Below are 19,414 nucleotides of genomic sequence, written 5' to 3'. Positions count from 1 at the left end.
CGATGGAGGATCGGTTCACCACCCGACTGCTGGATGCCCGGACCTGGCCCGACTTCGCAGCACTGGTCGAGGCCAGCAACGGCGTGTGGGGCGGATGCTGGTGCATGGGCTTCCACCCCGAAGGCGTCGGCCGGCCGGGCCAGACCGCCGAGGTCAATCGGGCGGCGAAGCAGGCGCACGTCCGGGCCGGCACCGTGCACCAGATCCTGGTGTACGAGGGGACCGACTGCGTGGGGTGGTGTCAGTTCGGCTCACCCGCCGAGCTGCCGAACATCCAGAACCTGCGCGCGTACGAGGCCGCCGGCGCACCCGCGCCAGCGTGGCGCATCGGCTGCATCTTCACCGCGTCGAAACGGCGAGAGCAGGGCGTGGCGCGGGCGGCGGTGGCTGCGGCGCTGGAGGAGATCCGGAAGGCGGGAGGCGGTGTGGTCGAGGCATATCCCGAGCAGACCGCCGATCGCAAGCCGCAGCGCGGGGCGTACCTGCACACCGGCCCTGAAGAGCTGTACACCCAGTTCGGCTTCGTCCGCGACCGGCGGATCGCCAAGTGGCGCTGGGTGATGCGCACGGAGATCAGAGCCGAAGAACGAGCGGTCGAGCAGCTCTGACGTCCTGGATGCGCCACGATCTCCACCTTTCGGATGATCTTCCTGTTCCAGGGCCCCTCAGGGCCGGAATTCCAGGGGACGGAAGGCAACGGTCGCCTAGCGTGGAAGCAGATCGACCCGAGGAGATCCATGTTCCGCAGTCCTGCCCGTCTGTTCCGCGCGCTCGCGATCGCCGAGGCGATCACCTGGACCCTGCTGATCGGCGCGCTCATCGCCCGTGCCGTCGGCGCAGCGCCGGTGCTGGTGACGATCGCCGGGGGGATCCACGGCTTCGTCTTCCTCTCCTACGGCGCGACGGCCGTGCTCCTGGCCTTCCATCAGCGCTGGCACGTCGGCGTGGCGATCACTGCGATCGCCAGCGCGATCGTCCCCTACGCGACCATCCCCGCCGAGATCTGGCTGCACCGCAGCCGGCGCCTCGAGGGCGACTGGCGACTCACCGAGACCGACGACCCGCGCGACCGCACCTGGTACGACCGCACCATGCGCTGGTTCCTGCACCGCCCGTGGGTGCTGGCGCTGCTGATCCTCGTCGCGGTCGCCGCGATCTTCAGCATCCTGCTGCTGATCGGTCCTCCCGGCGGGAAGTGATCACTCCTCGGGCTGAGGCGCGGCACCCTCGCGCCGCCGCCCCGTGCGTGCGAGGATGGCCAGCGCCTACCGGCCCTCACGATCGGAGTCACCATGCCCGTTCTCGAGATCCGCTCCTACGTGCTCGAACCCGGCACGCGCGAGCGCTTCCACGACCTCTTCCGCACCAAGGTCATGCCGCAGCTCACTGACGCCGGCATCCGCGTCGTGCGCTCTGCACCCAGCGAGCACGACGACGTCTCGTACGTGCTGATGCGCGCCTTCGACTCGCTCGCGCACCGCGACGAGCAGGAGGACCGGTTCTACGGCAGCGCGGTCTGGCGAGAGGGGCATCGCGAGGAGGTGCTCAGCATGATCGCGTCCTATCAGGAGGTCGTGCTGACCCTGGATGCCGCTGCCATCGACGCGCTGCGCTGAATCGACGGACGTCTCGCCATGCCGGGCGCTGAAGCGGGGTCTGCGGCACTCATCGTCGTGCTGGTCGAGGGCCGGAGCGATCGGCTCGCCGTCGAGGCCCTCGCGCGTCGCCGCGCGGAGTCGCTGGCGGGGGCTGACCCGCTCGACGGGGTGGAACTGCGGGAGCTCGACGGCATCACGAACCTGCGCAAGGCGCTGACCGCACTGCGGGGCGCGTCGACTCGAGTCCTCGGGCTGTACGACGCGGCGGAGCGTCGATACGTGTGGCGGGTCCTCGCGGGCCTCGGGATGCTCGACGAGTCGGGGCCGGCCGGCGATCTCGCGGGTCCTGCGCCCGGCATCCCCGAGACCGACCAGTTGGATGCGCTGGGCTTCTTCGGATGCGAGCGAGACCTGGAGGACGAGGTCATCCGGGCAGCCGGAGCCGACCTCGTGCTCGAGACGCTCGACGCCCGGGAACTGGCGCGGTTCCGCCGGTTCCAGCGGCAGCCGGCGCAGCGCGTGCGCAGCATCGAGGAGCAGCTGCACCGGTTCGCGGGCACCGCAGCCGGCCGCAAGTCCCGCTTCGCGGCGGATGTCATCGATGCCGTGCCCCTGGAGCGGACGCCCGCGACGCTCAACAGGCTGCTCGACCGCGTGGGCGGTCGCTGACGCATTGAGCGGAGGGTCATGACCCAAACCTGAGTCGACCTCTATCAACTTTCTTGACAGCATCCGACGTCGCCGTTACACTTGAGTCATCGCGACTCAGGTTTTCTGGGTCGCCCCGGAACTCACTCAACTTCACCGCTTCAACACACAAGGAGAATCACATGGCACGTGCTGTCGGAATCGACCTCGGAACCACCAACTCCGTCGTCAGCGTCCTCGAGGGCGGCGAGCCCAAGGTCATCGCTAACGCCGAGGGCTTCCGCACCACCCCCTCGGTGGTCGCATTCACCAAGGACGGCGAGGTGCTGGTCGGCGAGACCGCCAAGCGCCAGGCCGTCACCAACGTCGACCGCACCATCTCGTCGGTCAAGCGCCACATGGGCACCGACTGGTCGTTCGACGTGGACGGCAAGAAGTGGACGCCGCAGGAGATCTCCGCGCGCATCCTGATGAAGCTCAAGCGCGACGCCGAGGCGTACCTCGGTGACACCGTGACGGATGCCGTCATCACCGTCCCCGCGTACTTCAACGACGCCGAGCGCCAGGCCACCAAGGAGGCCGGCGAGATCTCCGGTCTGAACGTGCTGCGCATCATCAACGAGCCCACCGCCGCTGCTCTGGCCTACGGCCTGGACAAGGGCAAGGAGGACGAGCTCATCCTCGTCTTCGACCTCGGTGGCGGTACCTTCGACGTCTCCCTCCTCGAGGTGGGCAAGGACGACGACTTCTCCACCATCCAGGTGCGCGCCACCGCCGGTGACAACCGGCTCGGCGGTGACGACTGGGACCAGCGCGTCGTCGACTACCTGATCAAGCAGTTCAAGGACTCGACGGGCGTCGACGTCTCGGGTGACAAGATCGCCCTGCAGCGTCTGAAGGAGGCTGCGGAGCAGGCCAAGAAGGAGCTGTCGAGCTCGACCAGCACCTCGGTCAACCTGCCGTACCTGTCGCTTACCGAGTCGGGCCCCGTCTCGCTCTCCGAGACGCTGACCCGCGCCAAGTTCGAGGACCTCACCAAGGACCTGCTCGACCGCACCAAGAAGCCGTTCGAGGATGTCATCCGCGAGGCGAACATCAAGGTCGGCGACATCGACCACATCGTGCTGGTCGGCGGTTCGACCCGTATGCCGGCCGTCGCCGAGCTCGTCAAGCGCGAGACCGGCAAGGAGGCCAACAAGGGCGTCAACCCGGACGAGGTCGTCGCCGTCGGCGCCGCCCTGCAGGCCGGTGTCCTGAAGGGCGAGCGCAAGGACGTCCTGCTGATCGACGTCACCCCGCTGAGCCTCGGCATCGAGACCAAGGGCGGCCGCATGACCAAGCTCATCGACCGCAACACGGCCATCCCGACCAAGCGCAGCGAGACCTTCACCACCGCCGACGACAACCAGCCGTCGGTCGCGATCCAGGTCTTCCAGGGCGAGCGCGAGTTCACCCGCGACAACAAGCCGCTCGGCACCTTCGAGCTGACCGGCATCGCCCCGGCTCCCCGCGGCATCCCGCAGATCGAGGTCACCTTCGACATCGACGCCAACGGCATCGTGCACGTGTCCGCTAAGGACAAGGGCACCGGCAAGGAGCAGTCGATGACCATCACCGGCGGCTCGTCGCTGTCGAAGGACGACATCGAGCGCATGGTGCGCGAGGCCGAGGAGCACGCCGCCGAGGACAAGAAGCGCGCCGAGGCCCTGGAGCAGCGCAACCAGGCCGAGTCGCTCGCGTACTCGATCGAGAAGCTCATCAAGGAGAACGAGGACAAGCTGCCCGAGGACGTCAAGTCCGAAGTGCAGGGCGACGTCGACGCTCTGAAGACGGCTCTCGCCGGTGAGGACGACGACGCGGTCAAGGCCGCGTTCGACAAGCTCAACGCGTCGCAGGGCAAGCTGGGCGAGGCCATCTACGCTCAGTCCCAGGCGGATGCCGCATCCGGCGCTGCCGCTGGTGACGCAGGCGCCTCCGCTGACGCCGGGTCCGACGAGGACGTGGTGGACGCCGAGGTCGTGGACGACGAGGACGAGAGCAAGTAACCATGACGGACAAGAACTTCGACGAGAACGACGAGGTTCAGCCTGAGGGTGCGGGGTCGGATGCTGCGGCATCCGGCCCCGAGCCGCAGGTGAACCAGGACTCCGCCGAGGCCTCCGCGGCCGAGGGCTCGGACGACGACTTCACGGTCGACGACATCCTGAACGCCGAGCAGACGCCTGAGGCGTCCAGCGAGGACGGTTCGGATGCCGGCATCGTGGACGCCGAGCACGCCTTGCTCAACGACCTGAAGCGGCTGACCGCGGAGTACGCCAACTACCGGCGCCGCACCGAGGAGCAGCGCCACGTCGAGATCGCCCGCGCCAAGGGCGAGGTGGCCAAGGGCCTTCTCCCCGTGCTGGACGACCTCGACCGCGCGCAGCAGCACGGCGATCTGGAGGAGGGCTCTCCCTTCGCCGTGATCTCCGAGAAGCTGCGCGGCGTGGTCGAGAAGCTCGGCGTCGTCGCTTACGGCGAGAAGGGCGACGAGTTCGACCCGCAGCAGCACGAGGCGATCTTCCAGCAGCCCACCCCCGGTGCCACCACCTCGACCATCCTCGAGGTCGTCGAGGTCGGCTACCGGCTGGGCGATGTCGAGCTGCGCCCGGCGAAGGTCGTCGTCGCCGTCCCTGCGGAGTAGGTGATCGATGGCCAGCCAGGATTGGTTCGACAAGGACTTCTACAAGACGCTCGGCGTCTCGAAGGACATCTCCGACGCGGAACTGAAGAAGACGTACCGCAAGCTCGCGCGCAAGTACCACCCGGACTCCAACCCGGGTGATGCGGCGGCCGAGGCGAAGTTCAAGGAGATCAGCGAGGCGTACAGCGTGCTCAGCGATGCCGAGCAGCGTCGCGAGTACGACGAGATCCGCGCGATGGGCTCGGGGGCGCGTTTCACCGCGCCCGGCGGCGGTGGCGCGGGCGGCTTCGAGGACGTGTTCAGCCGGTTCGGGCAGGGCGGCGGCCGTCAGGCCGACTTCGACGACATCTTCTCGATGTTCAACCAGGGCGGCGGCTCCTTCGGCAGTGGCCGGTTCGGGCAGTCGTCGGGCGGATTCCGTGGCTTCGGCGGCCCGCAGAAGGGCGCCGACGTCACGGCCCGCACCACCCTGGACTTCGTCACCGCCGCGCAGGGCGAGACCATCACCCTGCAGGCCGAGGACGGCAAGCCGTTCAAGATCAAGGTGCCCGCGGGCGTCGCAGACGGTCAGAAGATCCGTCTGCGCGGCCGAGGCCGCCCCTCGCCCGACGGCGGGGAGCCCGGCGACATCGTCGTTCAGGTCACGGTGCGCCCGCATCCGGTGTTCACCCGCGAGGGACTGAACCTGCGGCTGACCGTGCCCGTCACGTTCACCGAGGCGACGCTCGGCGCGACCATCGAGGTGCCCACACTGGGCGGCGAGACGGTCAAGCTGCGGGTCGCCCCGGGCACGCCCTCCGGGCGCGTGCTGCGCGTCAAGGGCAGGGGCATCGCGTCGGCGAAGAAGGGCACGGGCGACCTGCTCGCGGAGTTGCAGGTGGCCGTGCCGACGCACCTCGACGACGCCGCGCGCGAAGCGCTGCAGCGCTTCCACGAGCTCGAGCCCACCGAGAACCCGCGGGCCGAGATGATGGCGAAGGCCAAGGCCTGACATGGATGCCGAATCCCCTGTCTTCGCGATCGCAGTCGCCGCCGAGCTGGCCGGCATGCACCCCCAGACGCTGCGGCAGTACGACCGCATCGGCCTGGTGGTGCCCGGCCGCACGCGCGGCGGCTCGCGGCGCTACTCGATGCGCGACATCGAGCAGCTCCGCGAAGTCGCGCAGCTGTCGAGCGAGGGGATGAGTCTCCCGGCGATCGCCCGGCTGCTCGACCTGGAGGACGAGGTGCGGATGCTGCGCTCCCGCGTCACCGAGCTCGAGGGCGCTCTGCGCGCCGAACGGGAGAGCCGCCCCGGCGTTCGCGTCTTCGCCGCCGGGGCGACCGGGTCGATCGTCTCGCTGGCATCCGGCCGGCGCATCCGCCGCTCCACCGAGGTTGTGCTGTGGCGTCCACGGCCGGTCCCGGCGCCCGAGGACGACGCGGATGCCGACGACGAGGCTCCGCGCGGCGGAGCCTGAGAACCGCCGCGGTCGAGGCGACACTACGATTCCCTTCCAGGTCGCGATTTGTCCCGTTACCGGCATTCCACCTTCCTCCAGGTCGCGATTCGTCCCGCTATCAGCACGCGATACCGGGACGAACTGCGACCTGAACGCGTGGGGCCGCTGTCACAACGGGACGAACTGCCACCTGGACGTCAGCTGACCCACTCGCCGAGTGCTCGAGACCTACAGCTGATCCGACGAGCGGACCGTGCTGAGCCTCACAGGCCCAGCACGGTCTTCGCGATCAGGAAGTAGATGACCAGCCCGGTCGCGTCGACGAACGTCGTGATGAACGGGTTGGAGAACACGGCCGGGTCGACGCGGATCGCACGGGCTGCCAGGGGCATCATCCCGCCGACGGATGCCGCGACCGTGCAGACCGCGACCAGGGTGAGGCCGATCACCAGGCCGACGTGCCATTCGTAGACCAGGCCCGCGATCACGAAGCCGAGCGCCCCGAGCAGCAGCCCCAGGCAGAATCCGACCCTGATCTCGCGGGAGAGCACCCGCAGCACGTCGCGAGGCGTCACTTCACCCAGTGCGAGCGACCGCGTCACCGTGGTCGCGGCCTGGTTGCCCGTGTTGCCGCCGGTGCCGATCAGCAGCGGCACGAACAGCGCGAGCACCGTCATCTGCGCGAGCGTCGCCTCGAAGGTGTCCAGCACCTGCACGGTCAGCGTCGCGCCGACCGCGAGCACCAGCAGCCACACCACGCGCGAGCGCACCAGCTGACGGATGGGCGTCCCCAGGTACGAGCGGCGCAGCGGCTCCACGCCGCCCTGGCGCGCGGCATCCTCGCTCTCCTCCTGCTTGAGGATGCGCGCCGCGTCGTCGATGGTAAGGATGCCCACCAGCCGCTGCTCGCCGTCCACGATCGGAAGGGCCAGCAGGCTGTAGTCGGTGGCGCGGCGGGCAGCGGTCTCGGCGTCCTCCGTCACCTCGGCGACGTGCGGCTCGCTCATCACGTCGGCGATCACGGCATCCTCATCCGCCGACATCAGATCGCGCAGACTGACGACCCCCACCACGCGGCGGGCGTCGGTCACCGGCACGGTGTACACGGTCTCGGCGCTGTCGAGCGCGGCGCGGATGCGCGTGAACGTCTCACGGACGGTCAGCTGCGGGTGCGTCGTCACGAACTCCGGGCTCATGCGGCGCCCGATGGAGTCCTGCGGGTAGCCGAGCATCCCGGAGGTGAGGTCGCGCTCCTGCCGGGTGAGACCGCGCAGCAGCTGGGGTGCCACCGACGCCGGCAGCTCGTCGAGCAGCCAGACGCGGTCGTCCGGATCCATCTCGGCGAACAGCGCGGTGATCTCGACGTTGCGCAGCGCCTGCACCAGGTCGCCGCGCGTGCCGGGGGAGAGGGCCTCGAACACTTCGAGGGCGCGGGTCTTGGCGAGCAGGCGGTACACGATCGCGGCATCGTCGATGGGGAGCCGGTCGACGAGCTCGACGACCTCGGGAACGGCGAGCGGGGTGAGTACGGCGGACGCGCCGGGCAGGTCACCCTGCGCGATGAGGCGACGGATCTCGTCGGCGGCCTCGGAGACGGTCTGAATCTGGGTAGGAGTCATGGGCGTGCCTTAGGAAGGCACCGCCGCACTGAGCGGGGTCATGAGAACGCCGTGGCGCGCGTCGCAGCAGACGCCGCCGCTCAGCCGAGCGGTGCGGAAGCGGAGGGGATGACGTGTCTGCGACTATGACTGTCACTCGACATGATGAACCACCTCGCTTCCTGGTGCTCGGGGAAGGATCCTCGTCGATCCTAGACCCGTTGGCGGAGGATGTACCCTGTCAACAGTCAACAAGGGGAGTGCCGGTGTCCGACACAGTCAGAAGGGGCGAGTCTCTGGGTGCGCAGATCGCGAACGTGCTGCGCCAGCGCATCGTCCGAGGGGTGCTGGCCCCGGGGGAGCGGATCACCGAGGAGGCGCTCGCCGAGGAGTTCGACGTCAGCCGCGGACCGGTGCGCGACGCTCTCACCCAGCTCAGCTTCGAGAAGCTGGTTCGCATCCAGCGGCCGCGGGGCGTCTTCGTCGTCGGGCTGACCGGCGACGACGTCGATGAGCTCTACAGTCTGCGCGGTGCGCTCGAGCAGCTCGCGCTGTCGCGGGCGATCCGCGTGTCGGACGACGCCCGCTGGCGGACGATGGGGGATGCCGTGCAGCGGATGGCGGAAGCCGCGGATGCCGGCGACCACGCCGCCTTCGTGGAGGCCGACCTCGACTTCCACTCGCAGATCTACGTGCTCGCGGACCACGCCCGCCTCGAGGGCGCCTGGAAGCAGTACCTGCCGACGTTCACGGCTCTGCTCGACGTCACGATCAACCACGACGACGATCTGCACGACTCCGCGAGCGACCACGTCGTGCTGATGGACGTCATGCGCAGCGGCGACGCCGTGCGCGCGGCCGAGGTGCTCACGGCGCACCTGGACGGCGCCCGCGACCGCATGCTCAGCGAGCTCCCGCAGCAGACGTCCTGATCCGGCCCCGCTGTCTGCGCGGGAGCCGTCTCGGTGTTGACTGTTAACAGTGAACACTGCTACGCTCGCCAGCGTCGACAACACGGTCGACCAGCACCGAGGAGCAAAGATGCCCCGCATCCGCATGTCCCGAGCGGCCGCAGCCATCGTCGCCGTCACCGCAACCGCGCTCGTCCTGGCGGGCTGCACCAAGGTCGAAGAGGGAGGTGCCGAGTCGGCCTTCCCCGAGAAGGACATCCGCCTGATCATCCAGGCGAACCCGGGTGGCGGCTCCGACCTCTCCTCGCGTGCCCTCGCCACCGAGCTCGAGAAGATCCTCGACGTGAGCGTCGTCCCCGAGAACATGCCCGGCGCTGCCGGCGCCCTCGCCATGGAGTACGTCGGCAGCCAGAAGGCCGACGGCTACGTCATCGGCTTCGCGCCCGTCGAGATCGCGATGCTCAACACCACCCAGGGCGCCAAGGTGCTGCCCGAGAACTACGACCTGCTCGGCCAGATCATGCTCGCGCCGGGCGTGATCACCGTCGGCGCGAACAGCGGCATCGACTCGCTCGAAGCGCTCGTCGCCAAGGCGAAGTCCGGTGCGGTGACGGTCGCGAACTCCGGTGCCGGCTCGATCTGGGAGGCCGCGACCGTCGGCCTCGCCGACGCCACCGGCGCCCAGTTCTCTCCCGTCCCCTACGACGGCGGCGCCACCGCCGTCGGCGCTGCGGCATCCGGCGAGACGGTCGCCGCGGTCTCGGGTCTCGGCGAGGCCCTCGCACAGGGCGACGCCGTGAAGATCCTGGCCGTCATGCACGACGAGCGCCACCCCGACGCGAAGGACGTCCCCACCGTCGAGGAGGCCATCGGCGAGAAGGTCGAGTTCGGCGGCTGGGGCGGCATCTACACCGCCAAGGGCCTGCCGGACGACGTGCACAAGACCCTCGAGGAAGCCGTGAAGAAGGCCGTCGAGTCCGACGGCTACCAGAAGTTCCAGACGGAGGCCGGAAACCTGGTCGTGTACCGCGATTCGGCCGAGTGGACCTCGTTCGTGAAGGACCAGTTCACCCTGTTCAAGGACCTGCTGGGCTGAGCATCCCGGGGCCGGGTCCACGCACCCGGTCCCGGCCTCTCGAGAGGACACCCATGTCGACCACCGACACCCCCGTCGAGGATGAGTACCAGAGCGCGACGCCGTCGCACGGGCTCGAGATCGCCTTCGCCGTCGTCTCCCTCGCGTTCGCCGCGGGCTACCTGTTCCTGGCCACGCAGATCCCGCTGCGCCGCGAGGCCGCGGCCGGGCAGATGGATGCCCGGTTCTGGCCGACCGTGCTCGGAGTCGCGGCCGTCGCCGTCGCCGTCATCCTGCTCGTCATCGCGATCACCCGGCAGGCGTCGAGTCGCGAGGACGTCGAGCGCATCCAGCCCGGCGGCGTCCTGCGCATGGCCGCCACGCTGGCGATCGCCTGCGCCTTCGTCGCGCTCTGGTCGCTGGGGTCGGTGGTGCTGCTGGGCTACCGCATCGAGATCTTCCCGATCGCCGCGGGCCTGCTGATGGCCTCCCTGATGCTCGTCTACGGCCACCGCCGCTGGCTGAGCCTGATCATCTACACCGTCGCGGTCACGGCGTTCGTCTACGTCGTGTTCGGCATGCTGCTGAGGATTCCCCTGTGAACGCTTTCGCCGAGGGCCTGAACGCCCTGCTGGACATCCAGATCCTGCTGAACATGGGCGTGGGTCTCGTGCTCGGCTTCATGGTCGGCGCCTTCCCCGGCATCACGGCCACCATGGCCGTCGCCCTCGCGGCGGGCTTCACCATGACGCTCGAGCCCGTGCAGGGCCTGGCCGTGATGCTCACCATCTACGTCGCCGCCAACTTCGGCGACCGCGTGCCGTCCATCCTGATCAACACCCCGGGTACGCCGGCCTCCATCGCCACCACCCTCGACGGGTATCCGATGGCCAAGCAGGGCAAGGCGGGACTCGCCCTGACGGTCTCCGCGATCGTGTCCGCGATCGGCATCCTGGCATCCCTCGTGCTGTTCTCGGTCGCCGCCGTCCCCATCGCCAGCTTCGCCCGAGACTACTTCCGCTCGCCCGAGCTGTTCGCGCTGGTGATCTTCGGCATCGCCATCATGATCGGCATCTCGTCCAAGTCGATGGTGAAGGGCATCCTCGCCGGTCTCTTCGGTCTGATGCTGGGCACGGTGGGGACCTACGCCGCCACGGCCGACCAGCGCTTCACCTTCGGCTCACTGGAGCTGGTGGAGGGCGTGAACTTCATCGCCGTGATCATCGGCCTGTTCGGCATCGCGGAGCTGTTCGACCAGTTGCTGACCCATCGCAAGAACCGGGTGCGTCCGATCTCGAGCCTCGGCCGCTGGTGGCCGACCTGGGGCGAGATGAAGCAGACCGGTCGCGCCACCGCGATCTCTGGTGGGGTGGGTCTCGGCGTCGGCCTGATCCCCGCGGCCGGCGGCGACATCGCCGGGCTCATCGGCTGGGAGCAGGCGCGCCGTGCATCCAAGCATCCGGAGCGCTTCGGCAAGGGCTCGATCGAGGGCGTCGCGGCATCCGACACCGCCTCCAGCGCGACGCTCGGCGGTTCGCTCACCACGACCATGGCGCTGGGCATCCCGGGCGACTCGGTCATGGCGGTCATGATCGGCTCGATGATCATCTGGGGAATCACCCCGGGCCCGACGCTCTTCACCAACCGTCCCGACCTCGTCGTCTCCATCGTCGGCATCATGCTCCTCGCCACGCTGCTCTCGCTCGGCCTGAGCCTGGTGCGCATGAAGGGCATGGTCAAGCTGCTCGACGTGCCGCAGCAGTACCTGTGGAGCGGCATCCTGATCTTCTGCATCATCGGCACCTACGCCACCTCCAACAGCCTGTCGACCGTGATCACGATGCTCGTCTTCGGCGTGGTCGGCGTGCTGCTCAAGCGGATGCAGGTGCCTGCGGGCCCCGTCGTCCTCGGCCTGCTGCTGGGCCCGCTCGCGGAGGAGAACCTCGCCCGCACGATGGCGATCCTGCCGACCAAGCCGTTCTTCTCGGTGGTCAGCCCCATCGCGATCGCGCTGCTGGTGCTCGCGGTGCTCTCGATCGCCCTGCCGGCGATCCGTGCCGCCCGCAAGCCGCGCGAGCAGCGTGCGTCGCTCGAGGAGTCGATCCTGCCGGCGTCCAGCGTCGAGCAGATCGCGCACGCCCGCGAGGAGCTCGCGCAGGACCCCGAACTGCTCACGTCCACCGTTCGCAACATCGAGAAGAAGGGCGCGCGTCGTGCGCGCCGCACCGACAAGGAGAACGAGAAGTGACCCGCTACGACATCCTCACCGCGATCCCCACGGCCTTCGGGCGCGATGGATCGCTCGATCTGGAGGGGTCGCGCGCGATCTTCCGCTACGTCGGGAAGTCCGGCAACGAGGGCGCGTTCGTGCTCGGCACGACCGGCGAGTTCCCCGCCGTCGACGTCGATGAGTTCACCGCCCTCGTCTCGGCGGCACTGGATGAGCTGAAGGACCGGATGCGGGTCGTCGTGCACGTCGGACGCCCCAGCGCCTTCGAGGCCGTGCGACTCACCCGCATCGCCGGGGAGCTGGGCGCGACCGAGTTCGCGGCGCTGACGCCGTACTACCTGCGCTCCTCCGACGACGCGGTGTTCGACTACTTCCGGCAGGTGTCGGATGCCGTGGGCGACGGGCGCCTGTACGTGTACATCTACCCGGCACGCAGCGGGAACCAGGTCTCGCCCGAGCTGCTGGTGCGGCTCGCGGGGCTTCCGAACGTGGTCGGCGCGAAGGTCAGCGAGCTGTCGCTCGACGAGCTGGCCGCCTATCGCGCCGCCGTGCCGGCGGACTTCGAGCTCTACACGGGAGCCGACCGCGACCTCATCGCCGCGGTCGACGCCGGCGCGCAGGGAGTCGTCTCGGGCGTCTCCTCCGTCACGCCCCAGCCGTTCCGTGCGCTGGCGGATGCCGGCCGCTCCGGGGACGCCTCGGCGATCACCGCCGCGCAGTCAGCCGTCGACGAGGTCGTCGCCCTGATCGGAGGAGACATGGCGCGCATGAAGGAGGGCTACCGCGTGCTCGGCGTCGCGGACTCCTATTGCCGGATGGCGCTGGACGAGCCGACGGATGCCGAGCGCGAGGCCGTCGCGCGCGTGGTGGCCGCGTACGCCTGAGTCGGCTCGACACCTCGAGAGACCACCCCGCGCATGAGAGAACATGCGCGGGGTGGTCTCTCATGTCGGGCGGGATCTCGCGCCGGCGTCAGTCCAGGGGCTCGACGGCGAATCGGAAGCCGGCCCCCTGGCGGAAGGGCTCGGATATCTCGAAGTTCTCGAACGCCGGACCGCCCGGTATCTCCGAGGCGCTCGCCCAGTACGACCAGCGAGCATTGACGAGCACCTCGAGCTCGGGGTGCGGGTCATCGACGCGCCAGGTCTGTCGGGACCGCAGGCCCACGAACCGCCAGTGCTCCGCCGTGTCGTCGGCATAAGCGACCGACCACGGATCCTCCTCATCGCCGATCGCGCTGACCACCGCCGTCCGCCCCTCCCGGCGCAGCTCGGACAGTCCGAACCGCCCGTGCTCGGTGAATCCGGTCCCCTCGAATCCGGGCCAGAGCTCGGCCGGGGTGACGGTCCGGTCGGCCAGCTCGAGCCGGCGCAGTCGCGCCCAGTTGCCCATGGTCGCAGTGAGCACCAGGCGCTGCAGCGGTACTGACCCCTCGTTCTCGAACCCGGCGACCTCCACCTCGCGCGGGCGGTCCGCGCGGAATCGCACGCGCACCCGCACGTCCGCCCCGTTGTCGAACCGCTCCACCCCGATCCACACCGTCAGCGTCTCGACGCCGTCGATCGTCTCGACCACGCCGCGGCTCGGTGCGAGCGGATCCCTCGGTGCGGCGAGCCCGTCGGGCTCGTCACCGGACCAGAACCGTTTGCCGTTCTCACCGGGGTCGAGCGAACTCGGCTCCAGCTCGGAATATCCCCGCCGGTCCTCACCTCGCGGGATGGGCTCCACAGCGATGAAGTTCACGAGCCGCTCGCGCGGGTGATCCAGGTACGGCGTGAACACCCGCAGCAGCCCCCGCGGGCCCGGGGTCGGATGGATGCCGATCTGCATGCCGTCCGTATGCCCCCAGCGCGGCTCGGCGGCCGCGGCCCCGGTGGGCCGCAGCCAGATGCCGTCCGCAGTCGCCGGTTCCGCTTCCGTGAAGCGCTCAGCCGAGCTCATCAGGTCTCCTTCTGCATTGAAATCGATTTCGCAATGGTATCGATTTCAGTAGAGTGTGGCCAGATCAAGGAGGATCATGAGCCATCCCACGTCACCTCGGCGCACGCTCGCGACGGTCGCCGTCGCGGCATCCGCGCTCGCCCTCGGCGCATGCTCTGCGAGCGGCCCGACCGCGGTGGACCCGAACCCCGACAAGCCGTTCGTGCTCGCGGGGGTCTCCGATGTCACGGAGATCGCGCAGCTCACCGGACCCGGTGCCATGAACGACACCGCCGCGGTCGGCGTGGCGGGCACCGACCTCGGATCGATGGTCAATGTCGGCGAGAAGACCTTCTTCCTGTTCGGGGACACGTTCGGCGAGCGGGATCCGGATTCGATCGGCGGTCAGGGCGGGTTCTGGCGCTCGAACGTCGCGGCGTGGACCACCGATGACGATCCGACCGACGGGATCACGTTCGACGGCTGGCACGTGGATGACGTAGGTCTGGCCGCGGCGCTCATCGAGGGGGACCACGACTCGAACGACATCGGCGGGGAGGTGACGAAGATCCCCACCTACGGATTCACCGTCGGCGACGACATGTACGTCTCGTACATGTCCGTGTCCCACTGGGGCGACCCCGGCGCCTGGGATGCGAACCACTCCGCGCTGATCACCTCCTCCGACGGCGGGGAGAGCTGGCATCCGGTCCCCGGGGTGCGCTGGCCGGGCGACTCGAACTTCGTCCAGTTCGCCACGGCGCACGTCATGGACGGCGGCAGCGACTACGTGTACATCTGGGGCATCCGCTCCGGCCGGTTCGGCGGCGTCCAGCTCATGCGCGTCCGGTCGGAGCGCAGCGCCGTCGAGTCGCAGTCGGGCTACGAGTACTTCGCCGGCGCCGACGGCGCGACCCCGCACTGGAGCGCCGACATGGCGGATGCGGTGACCGTCCTCGAGGGCACGATCGGCGAGCTCTCGGTCATGTGGTCCCGCTATCTCGACCGCTGGATCATGACCTATTCGGACGCGGGGAACGCCTACATCCGCGAGGGGGCGACGCCCTGGGGTCCCTGGGGTGAGCCGATCGAGCTGGCATCGGCGAGCGACTACCCGGGCCTCTACTCGCCCTATCTGAATCCGCGGTACACCTCCGCCGACGGGCGCACCGTGTACTTCGCCATGTCTCTCTGGGGCCCGTACAACGTCTTCTGGTTCTCCGCCCGACTTGATCGCAGAGCACCGTGAGTGAGATCCCTTGTGCTTGAAATCGATTTCGTCTAACGTGACCTCTACCCGGTCGGCGCGGCCCGTTCGCCCGCCCGTGTCCCTCGGCACCAGCCGAACACAGCCCCGATTCGACGACGATTCGTGTTCCTGAGGAGGAACCAATGGCAATCAACACTTCTCGCAAGAGGCGGATGATCCTCTCCGCCCTCGGTGCGGTCACAGCGGTCGGCCTTCTCGCCGGCTGCGGGTCGAGCACTCCCGGCCAGGGAGCCGGCGACGGCGACGGCGGCAGCGGCGGCGCCACCACGGTGCAGTTCTGGCACCGCACCTTCACCCCGGTGGAGAACGCCTGGTACAAGGACATCGTCAAGAAGTTCAACGCCTCGCAGGACAAGATCAAGGTCGTCGACACCGAGGTGCCGGCCGATGCGTGGGACCAGAAGATGAAGGCGGCGCAGGCCGCGGGCAAGGCTCCCGACATCTACACGCACTCCGGCAGCATCCAGGACGCCGTCAATGCCGGTCAGCTCTACGAGCTCAACAAGGTCGTCGATCAGTCCAAGCTGGACGAGATCATCGATGCGGCGAAGCCCGTCTCCGAGATCGGCGGCAAATACTACGCGTATCCGCTGCTGCTCGAGGCGCAGACCGTGCTGTTCTGGAACAAGGAGATGCTGACCAAGGCCGGCGTCGACGCCGAGGCCGGTCCCGCCACCTGGGACGAGCTGCTCGCGGACTGCGCCAAGATCCAGCCGACGCTCGCGAAGGGCACGTACTGCATCTCCCCGGCATCCGACGCCGTGACCTTCGCCTGGTCCACGGTCGGACAGCAGTACAACTTCTCCGGTCACACCGCGCTGACCGACGACTGGACCAAGCCCGACATCAACAACGACGGCTACAAGAGCCTGATGCTGAAGTACAAGGAGCTCTGGGACAAGGGCTACATGGCCAAGCAGGCGCTCGACGCGTACGTGGGCGGCAAGGACTTCGGCGAGAAGAAGGTCGCCTTCAAGGTGTCCGGCTCGTGGATGATGTCGCAGATCGGCTCCGACTACAAGGACATGCTGACCAACACCGGCGTCGGCGCGTTCCCGAACGCCTCCGGCGCCGACGACCGCACGGCGACCACGCTCGGCAACTTCAAGTGGGTGATCGACGCGAAGAGCAAGAACCCCGAGGCCGCGGGCAAGTTCCTGGAGTGGGCGCTCGCCGGTGACACCGCCAACCTCGTGCCGTTCTTCGTGCAGACCCAGTTCACCAAGGTGCCGGTCCGCAAGTCGGTGCAGGATGCCGTCGCCAAGGACGAGGCCGCTGCGAAGGCGCCCTGGTCGAAGGTCGTCGTCGACGACATCGCCCCGACCGCCATCCCCGAGCCGACCTACCCGTGGGACGTGTCCCTCGCCGTCGGCACCGCGATGGAGTCGGTGATGAAGGGCGCTGCCACTCCGGATGCCGCGATCGCGACCGCCGAGAAGGCGATCCAGACCGTGATCGATCGCGAGAAGCTGCCCGAGAAGGCGCCGAAGAACTGACATCCGAGATCCGGGAGCCGGCCGACTGGAGCCGGCTCCCGGAACCATGCCGACAGGACGGGACCACCGATGACCATCGCTGAGAGGGGCGTGCGGCGCCAACAGCGTCAGCGCCATGACCGCTACCGCTACCGGGACACCAAACTCGCGCTGCTGATGCTCGCGCCGGTGCTGATCCTGCTGGGGATCTTCGTGATCTGGCCGGCCTTCTACGCGGGATTCCTGTCCTTCCAGGACTGGAGCTTCTACAAGGAGCCCGTCTTCGTGGGGTTCAAGAACTTCACCGACGTGCTGAGCGACCCGCTGTTCATCGCGACGATCGGCCGCGGCTTCGTGTTCGTGCTGATGACGGTGCCGCCGATGCTCGTGCTCGCCTACCTGTTCTCCAGCCTGGTCGTCGCGGTGTCGCGCCGCTTCGCCAGCATCCTCAAGGTCAGCATCTACATCCCGACCATCATCTCGGGTGTGATCACGTCGATCATCTTCGTGCTGATCTACGACTACTCCGGCGGTCTGCTCAACGCCTTCCTCGGCACCTTCGGCATCGATCCGATCGCCTGGATCGGCGATCCCGCCTGGGCGCTCCTGGCGATCGCGATCCCGGCCGTCTGGCTGGGCATGGGATTGACCTCGCTCATCATGGTCGCCGCGATGGTCGACATCCCGACCGAGTACTACGAGGCGGCGGCGATGGAGGGCGCCGGCTGGTGGCAGAAGACCTTCTACATCACCATCCCGCAGATGAAGAACGTCTTCCTCTACCTGCTCGTGACCGGCTTCGTCGCGGCGATCCAGCAGTTCGAGCTGCCCCTCGTCATGACCGGCGGCGGGCCGCTCGACTCGACCACGCTGCCGAACCTGTTCATCTTCAACCACTTCCGGAACGACATCAACGTCGGCTACTCGATCGCCGCCGCACTGCTGCTGTTCGTCGTGCTGGGCTCCGTCTCGGCCCTCGTGTTCAAGTTCGTCAACTCCGAGAGGCTGGTCGACTGATGGCCGTCATGCAGGGTGAGACCACCCGTATCGTGCTCGCGGGCAAGGAGCCCTCCGGCCGATCCAGGCTGCCGCGGACGTCGAGCGGCTGGCTCGCGCTGGCCGGAAAGGTCGTCGTCGGCCTGATCTTCCTCGTGGCCGCGCTCTTCCCGCTCGCCTGGATGGTGATCGCGGGCTTCAAGTCCAAGACCGAGGTCGTCTCGACGCCGTTCCAGTTCTTCCCCGAGGTGTGGCGCTGGCAGAACTACGCGCAGATCCTCGCCGACCCGACGTTCTCGCGGACGATGCTGTGGACGTTCCTCGGCGCCGTGCTCTTCACGGTGCTGAGCCTGACCGTCAACTCGCTCGCGGCGTACGCGTTCGCGCGCCTCAACTTCCGGTTCCAGCGCACGCTGTGGGTCGCGGTGATCACGACCATGTTCATCCCGGGCATGACGATCCTGCTGACGAGCTTCATCGTGGTCACACGCCTGTCGATGCTCGACACGCTCGCGGTGCTCGTGATCCCGGGGGCCGCGAGCGCGGGAGCGGTGTTCTTCATCCGGCAGTTCTACCTGAACATCCCGGCCAGCCTGGAGGAGGCGGCCATGCTCGACGGATGCGGTCGCTTCCAGATCTTCTGGCGCATCTTCCTGCCGCTGTCGAAGCCGCCGTTCGTCGTGATGGGGATCACCGCCTTCCTGGCCTACTGGAACTCCTACGTGTGGCCGATCATGACGATCACGACCCCTGAGCGATTCGTGGTGCAGCAGTACCTCGCGACGTTCCGCTCCGAGCGCAGCACCGAACTCGGCCTGCTGATGGCGGGCTCGGTCCTCGCCGCGGCTCCGGTCGTGATCCTCTTCCTCATCTTCCAGCGCCAGATCATCGGGAACATCAAGATGGCCGGACTCAAATGAGCGGAGGACCAGGATGCTGCTGTCGGTGACGGGCGCGAGCGGTACCGGCAAGTCGACCGCCCTCGACCTGCTGCGCGAGGTCGACTTTCGGGACTCCCGTGGTCTGCGTCGAGTTCGACTCGATCGGCGTGCCCGAAGGGGCGGACACGGCCTGGCGTCACGACGCCACCGAGCGCTGGGTCCGCTTCGCCCTCGAGGCCCAGTCGCGGGGAGAGCACGTGCTGCTGTTCGGCCAGGTGCCGCCCGGTGAGCTGCTCGCCGTGCCGTCCGCCGAGCAGCTCGACGGCATCGCGATCTGCGTGCTGGCGGCGTCACCACAGGTGCAGGAGGCGCGCCTGATCGGGCGGGGCGAACCCGCCGACTCGCTGGTGCACCACCTGCGGTTCGGGCAGTGGTTCCGACGCCACTCGGAGGATCCGCAGCATGCACCGGAGGTCATCCGCGTGGACACGCCGGTGCCGATGGACTGGCCGCGCTGGGAGACGCTGAGCGGCGACGATCCGCGCTGGCCGGTGACGGTGCTGGACACCGATGCGCTCTCGGCCGGAGAGGTCGCCGAACGGATCGAGGCATGGGCGAGGGAGAACCTGGCCGACGTCGAGTCGGCCGAACCACGAGGCCGTTGAAGCCGACCTCACGACGAAGGAG

At 68.5% G+C, this 19,414-nt stretch carries 20 protein-coding genes; 18 read left to right on the top strand and 2 right to left on the bottom strand.

Annotated elements, in window-relative coordinates:
- Window positions 1–2: 2 nt before the first annotated feature.
- The 8 genes from ACTJJ4_RS13730 to ACTJJ4_RS13695 all read left to right on the top strand — a co-directional run bounded on the left by ACTJJ4_RS13730 (window position 3) and on the right by ACTJJ4_RS13695 (window position 6,389).
- The gene (locus ACTJJ4_RS13730; RefSeq protein ID WP_440943849.1) at window positions 3–608 is read left to right on the top strand and encodes a GNAT family N-acetyltransferase; all 606 of its coding nucleotides are present in this window, start codon (window positions 3–5) and stop codon (window positions 606–608) included.
- Window positions 609–737: 129 nt separating this feature from the next.
- A complete protein-coding gene (locus ACTJJ4_RS13725) occupies window positions 738–1,199 on the top strand; it encodes a DUF3817 domain-containing protein (RefSeq protein ID WP_285638283.1) in 462 nt (153 codons plus the stop codon).
- A 93-nt stretch (window positions 1,200–1,292) separates the two neighbouring features.
- Window positions 1,293–1,616 (top strand): NIPSNAP family protein, encoded by a 324-nt coding sequence (locus ACTJJ4_RS13720; RefSeq protein ID WP_440943848.1) that lies wholly within the window; start codon window positions 1,293–1,295, stop codon window positions 1,614–1,616.
- Window positions 1,617–1,634: 18 nt separating this feature from the next.
- Window positions 1,635–2,267, top strand: a complete 633-nt coding sequence (locus ACTJJ4_RS13715) for an ATP-dependent endonuclease (protein ID WP_440943847.1) — start codon at window positions 1,635–1,637, stop codon at window positions 2,265–2,267.
- Window positions 2,268–2,428: 161 nt separating this feature from the next.
- Window positions 2,429–4,291, top strand: a complete 1,863-nt coding sequence (gene dnaK, locus ACTJJ4_RS13710; protein ID WP_292697110.1) for a molecular chaperone DnaK — start codon at window positions 2,429–2,431, stop codon at window positions 4,289–4,291.
- Window positions 4,292–4,293: 2 nt separating this feature from the next.
- Complete coding sequence (grpE, locus tag ACTJJ4_RS13705) at window positions 4,294–4,929, top strand: nucleotide exchange factor GrpE (RefSeq protein ID WP_440943846.1); 636 nt, start codon at window positions 4,294–4,296, stop codon at window positions 4,927–4,929.
- A 7-nt stretch (window positions 4,930–4,936) separates the two neighbouring features.
- Window positions 4,937–5,920, top strand: coding sequence for a DnaJ C-terminal domain-containing protein (locus tag ACTJJ4_RS13700; protein ID WP_440943845.1), 984 nt, complete (start codon window positions 4,937–4,939; stop codon window positions 5,918–5,920).
- A 1-nt stretch (window position 5,921) separates the two neighbouring features.
- Window positions 5,922–6,389, top strand: coding sequence for a heat shock protein transcriptional repressor HspR (locus tag ACTJJ4_RS13695; RefSeq protein ID WP_440943844.1), 468 nt, complete (start codon window positions 5,922–5,924; stop codon window positions 6,387–6,389).
- A gap of 245 nt (window positions 6,390–6,634) precedes the next feature.
- Here ACTJJ4_RS13695 and mgtE read toward each other — a convergent pair whose 3' ends face one another.
- Complete coding sequence (mgtE, locus tag ACTJJ4_RS13690) at window positions 6,635–7,990, bottom strand: magnesium transporter (RefSeq protein WP_440943843.1); 1,356 nt, start codon at window positions 7,988–7,990, stop codon at window positions 6,635–6,637.
- A 245-nt stretch (window positions 7,991–8,235) separates the two neighbouring features.
- Here mgtE and ACTJJ4_RS13685 point away from each other — a divergent pair, with 245 nt between their 5' ends.
- The 5 genes from ACTJJ4_RS13685 (at window position 8,236) to ACTJJ4_RS13665 (ending at window position 13,069) form a co-directional block, all read left to right on the top strand.
- Complete coding sequence (locus tag ACTJJ4_RS13685; RefSeq protein ID WP_440943842.1) at window positions 8,236–8,901, top strand: GntR family transcriptional regulator; 666 nt, start codon at window positions 8,236–8,238, stop codon at window positions 8,899–8,901.
- 109 nt (window positions 8,902–9,010) lie between these two features.
- Window positions 9,011–9,976 carry a tripartite tricarboxylate transporter substrate binding protein gene (locus ACTJJ4_RS13680; RefSeq protein ID WP_440943841.1) on the top strand — a complete coding sequence of 322 codons (966 nt, stop codon included), beginning with the start codon at window positions 9,011–9,013 and terminating at the stop codon, window positions 9,974–9,976.
- Window positions 9,977–10,029: 53 nt separating this feature from the next.
- Window positions 10,030–10,557: a tripartite tricarboxylate transporter TctB family protein gene (locus ACTJJ4_RS13675; RefSeq protein ID WP_440943840.1), complete on the top strand. Its 528-nt coding sequence runs from the start codon at window positions 10,030–10,032 to the stop codon at window positions 10,555–10,557.
- Window positions 10,554–12,203, top strand: coding sequence for a tripartite tricarboxylate transporter permease (locus ACTJJ4_RS13670; RefSeq protein ID WP_440943839.1), 1,650 nt, complete (start codon window positions 10,554–10,556; stop codon window positions 12,201–12,203). The genes ACTJJ4_RS13675 and ACTJJ4_RS13670 overlap by 4 nt, the downstream gene beginning before the upstream one ends.
- On the top strand, window positions 12,200–13,069 hold the full coding sequence (locus ACTJJ4_RS13665; protein ID WP_440943838.1) for a dihydrodipicolinate synthase family protein: 870 nt from the start codon (window positions 12,200–12,202) through the stop codon (window positions 13,067–13,069). Before ACTJJ4_RS13670 ends, ACTJJ4_RS13665 begins: the two co-directional genes overlap by 4 nt.
- Window positions 13,070–13,157: 88 nt before the next feature.
- Here ACTJJ4_RS13665 and ACTJJ4_RS13660 read toward each other — a convergent pair whose 3' ends face one another.
- The gene (locus ACTJJ4_RS13660; protein WP_440943837.1) at window positions 13,158–14,126 is read right to left on the bottom strand and encodes a hypothetical protein; all 969 of its coding nucleotides are present in this window, start codon (window positions 14,124–14,126) and stop codon (window positions 13,158–13,160) included.
- Between the two features lie 76 nt (window positions 14,127–14,202).
- Here ACTJJ4_RS13660 and ACTJJ4_RS13655 point away from each other — a divergent pair, with 76 nt between their 5' ends.
- From ACTJJ4_RS13655 to ACTJJ4_RS13635, 5 genes are all read left to right on the top strand, one after another.
- Window positions 14,203–15,354, top strand: coding sequence for a DUF4185 domain-containing protein (locus ACTJJ4_RS13655; RefSeq protein ID WP_440943836.1), 1,152 nt, complete (start codon window positions 14,203–14,205; stop codon window positions 15,352–15,354).
- Window positions 15,355–15,497: 143 nt separating this feature from the next.
- Window positions 15,498–16,871 carry an ABC transporter substrate-binding protein gene (locus tag ACTJJ4_RS13650; RefSeq protein WP_440943835.1) on the top strand — a complete coding sequence of 458 codons (1,374 nt, stop codon included), beginning with the start codon at window positions 15,498–15,500 and terminating at the stop codon, window positions 16,869–16,871.
- Between the two features lie 69 nt (window positions 16,872–16,940).
- Window positions 16,941–17,867, top strand: a complete 927-nt coding sequence (locus ACTJJ4_RS13645; protein WP_440943834.1) for a carbohydrate ABC transporter permease — start codon at window positions 16,941–16,943, stop codon at window positions 17,865–17,867.
- Window positions 17,867–18,766, top strand: coding sequence for a carbohydrate ABC transporter permease (locus ACTJJ4_RS13640; protein ID WP_417555254.1), 900 nt, complete (start codon window positions 17,867–17,869; stop codon window positions 18,764–18,766). The genes ACTJJ4_RS13645 and ACTJJ4_RS13640 overlap by 1 nt, the downstream gene beginning before the upstream one ends.
- A 98-nt stretch (window positions 18,767–18,864) precedes the next feature.
- A complete protein-coding gene (locus ACTJJ4_RS13635) occupies window positions 18,865–19,392 on the top strand; it encodes a hypothetical protein (protein ID WP_440943833.1) in 528 nt (175 codons plus the stop codon).
- The last annotated feature ends 22 nt before the right edge of the window (window positions 19,393–19,414 follow it).

The organism is Microbacterium sp. 22195 (assembly GCF_052056515.1).
Lineage (GTDB): Bacteria > Actinomycetota > Actinomycetes > Actinomycetales > Microbacteriaceae > Microbacterium.
The sequence above is the reverse complement of the archived record's forward strand: the minus strand, read 5'-3'. Positions and strand labels throughout refer to the sequence as shown.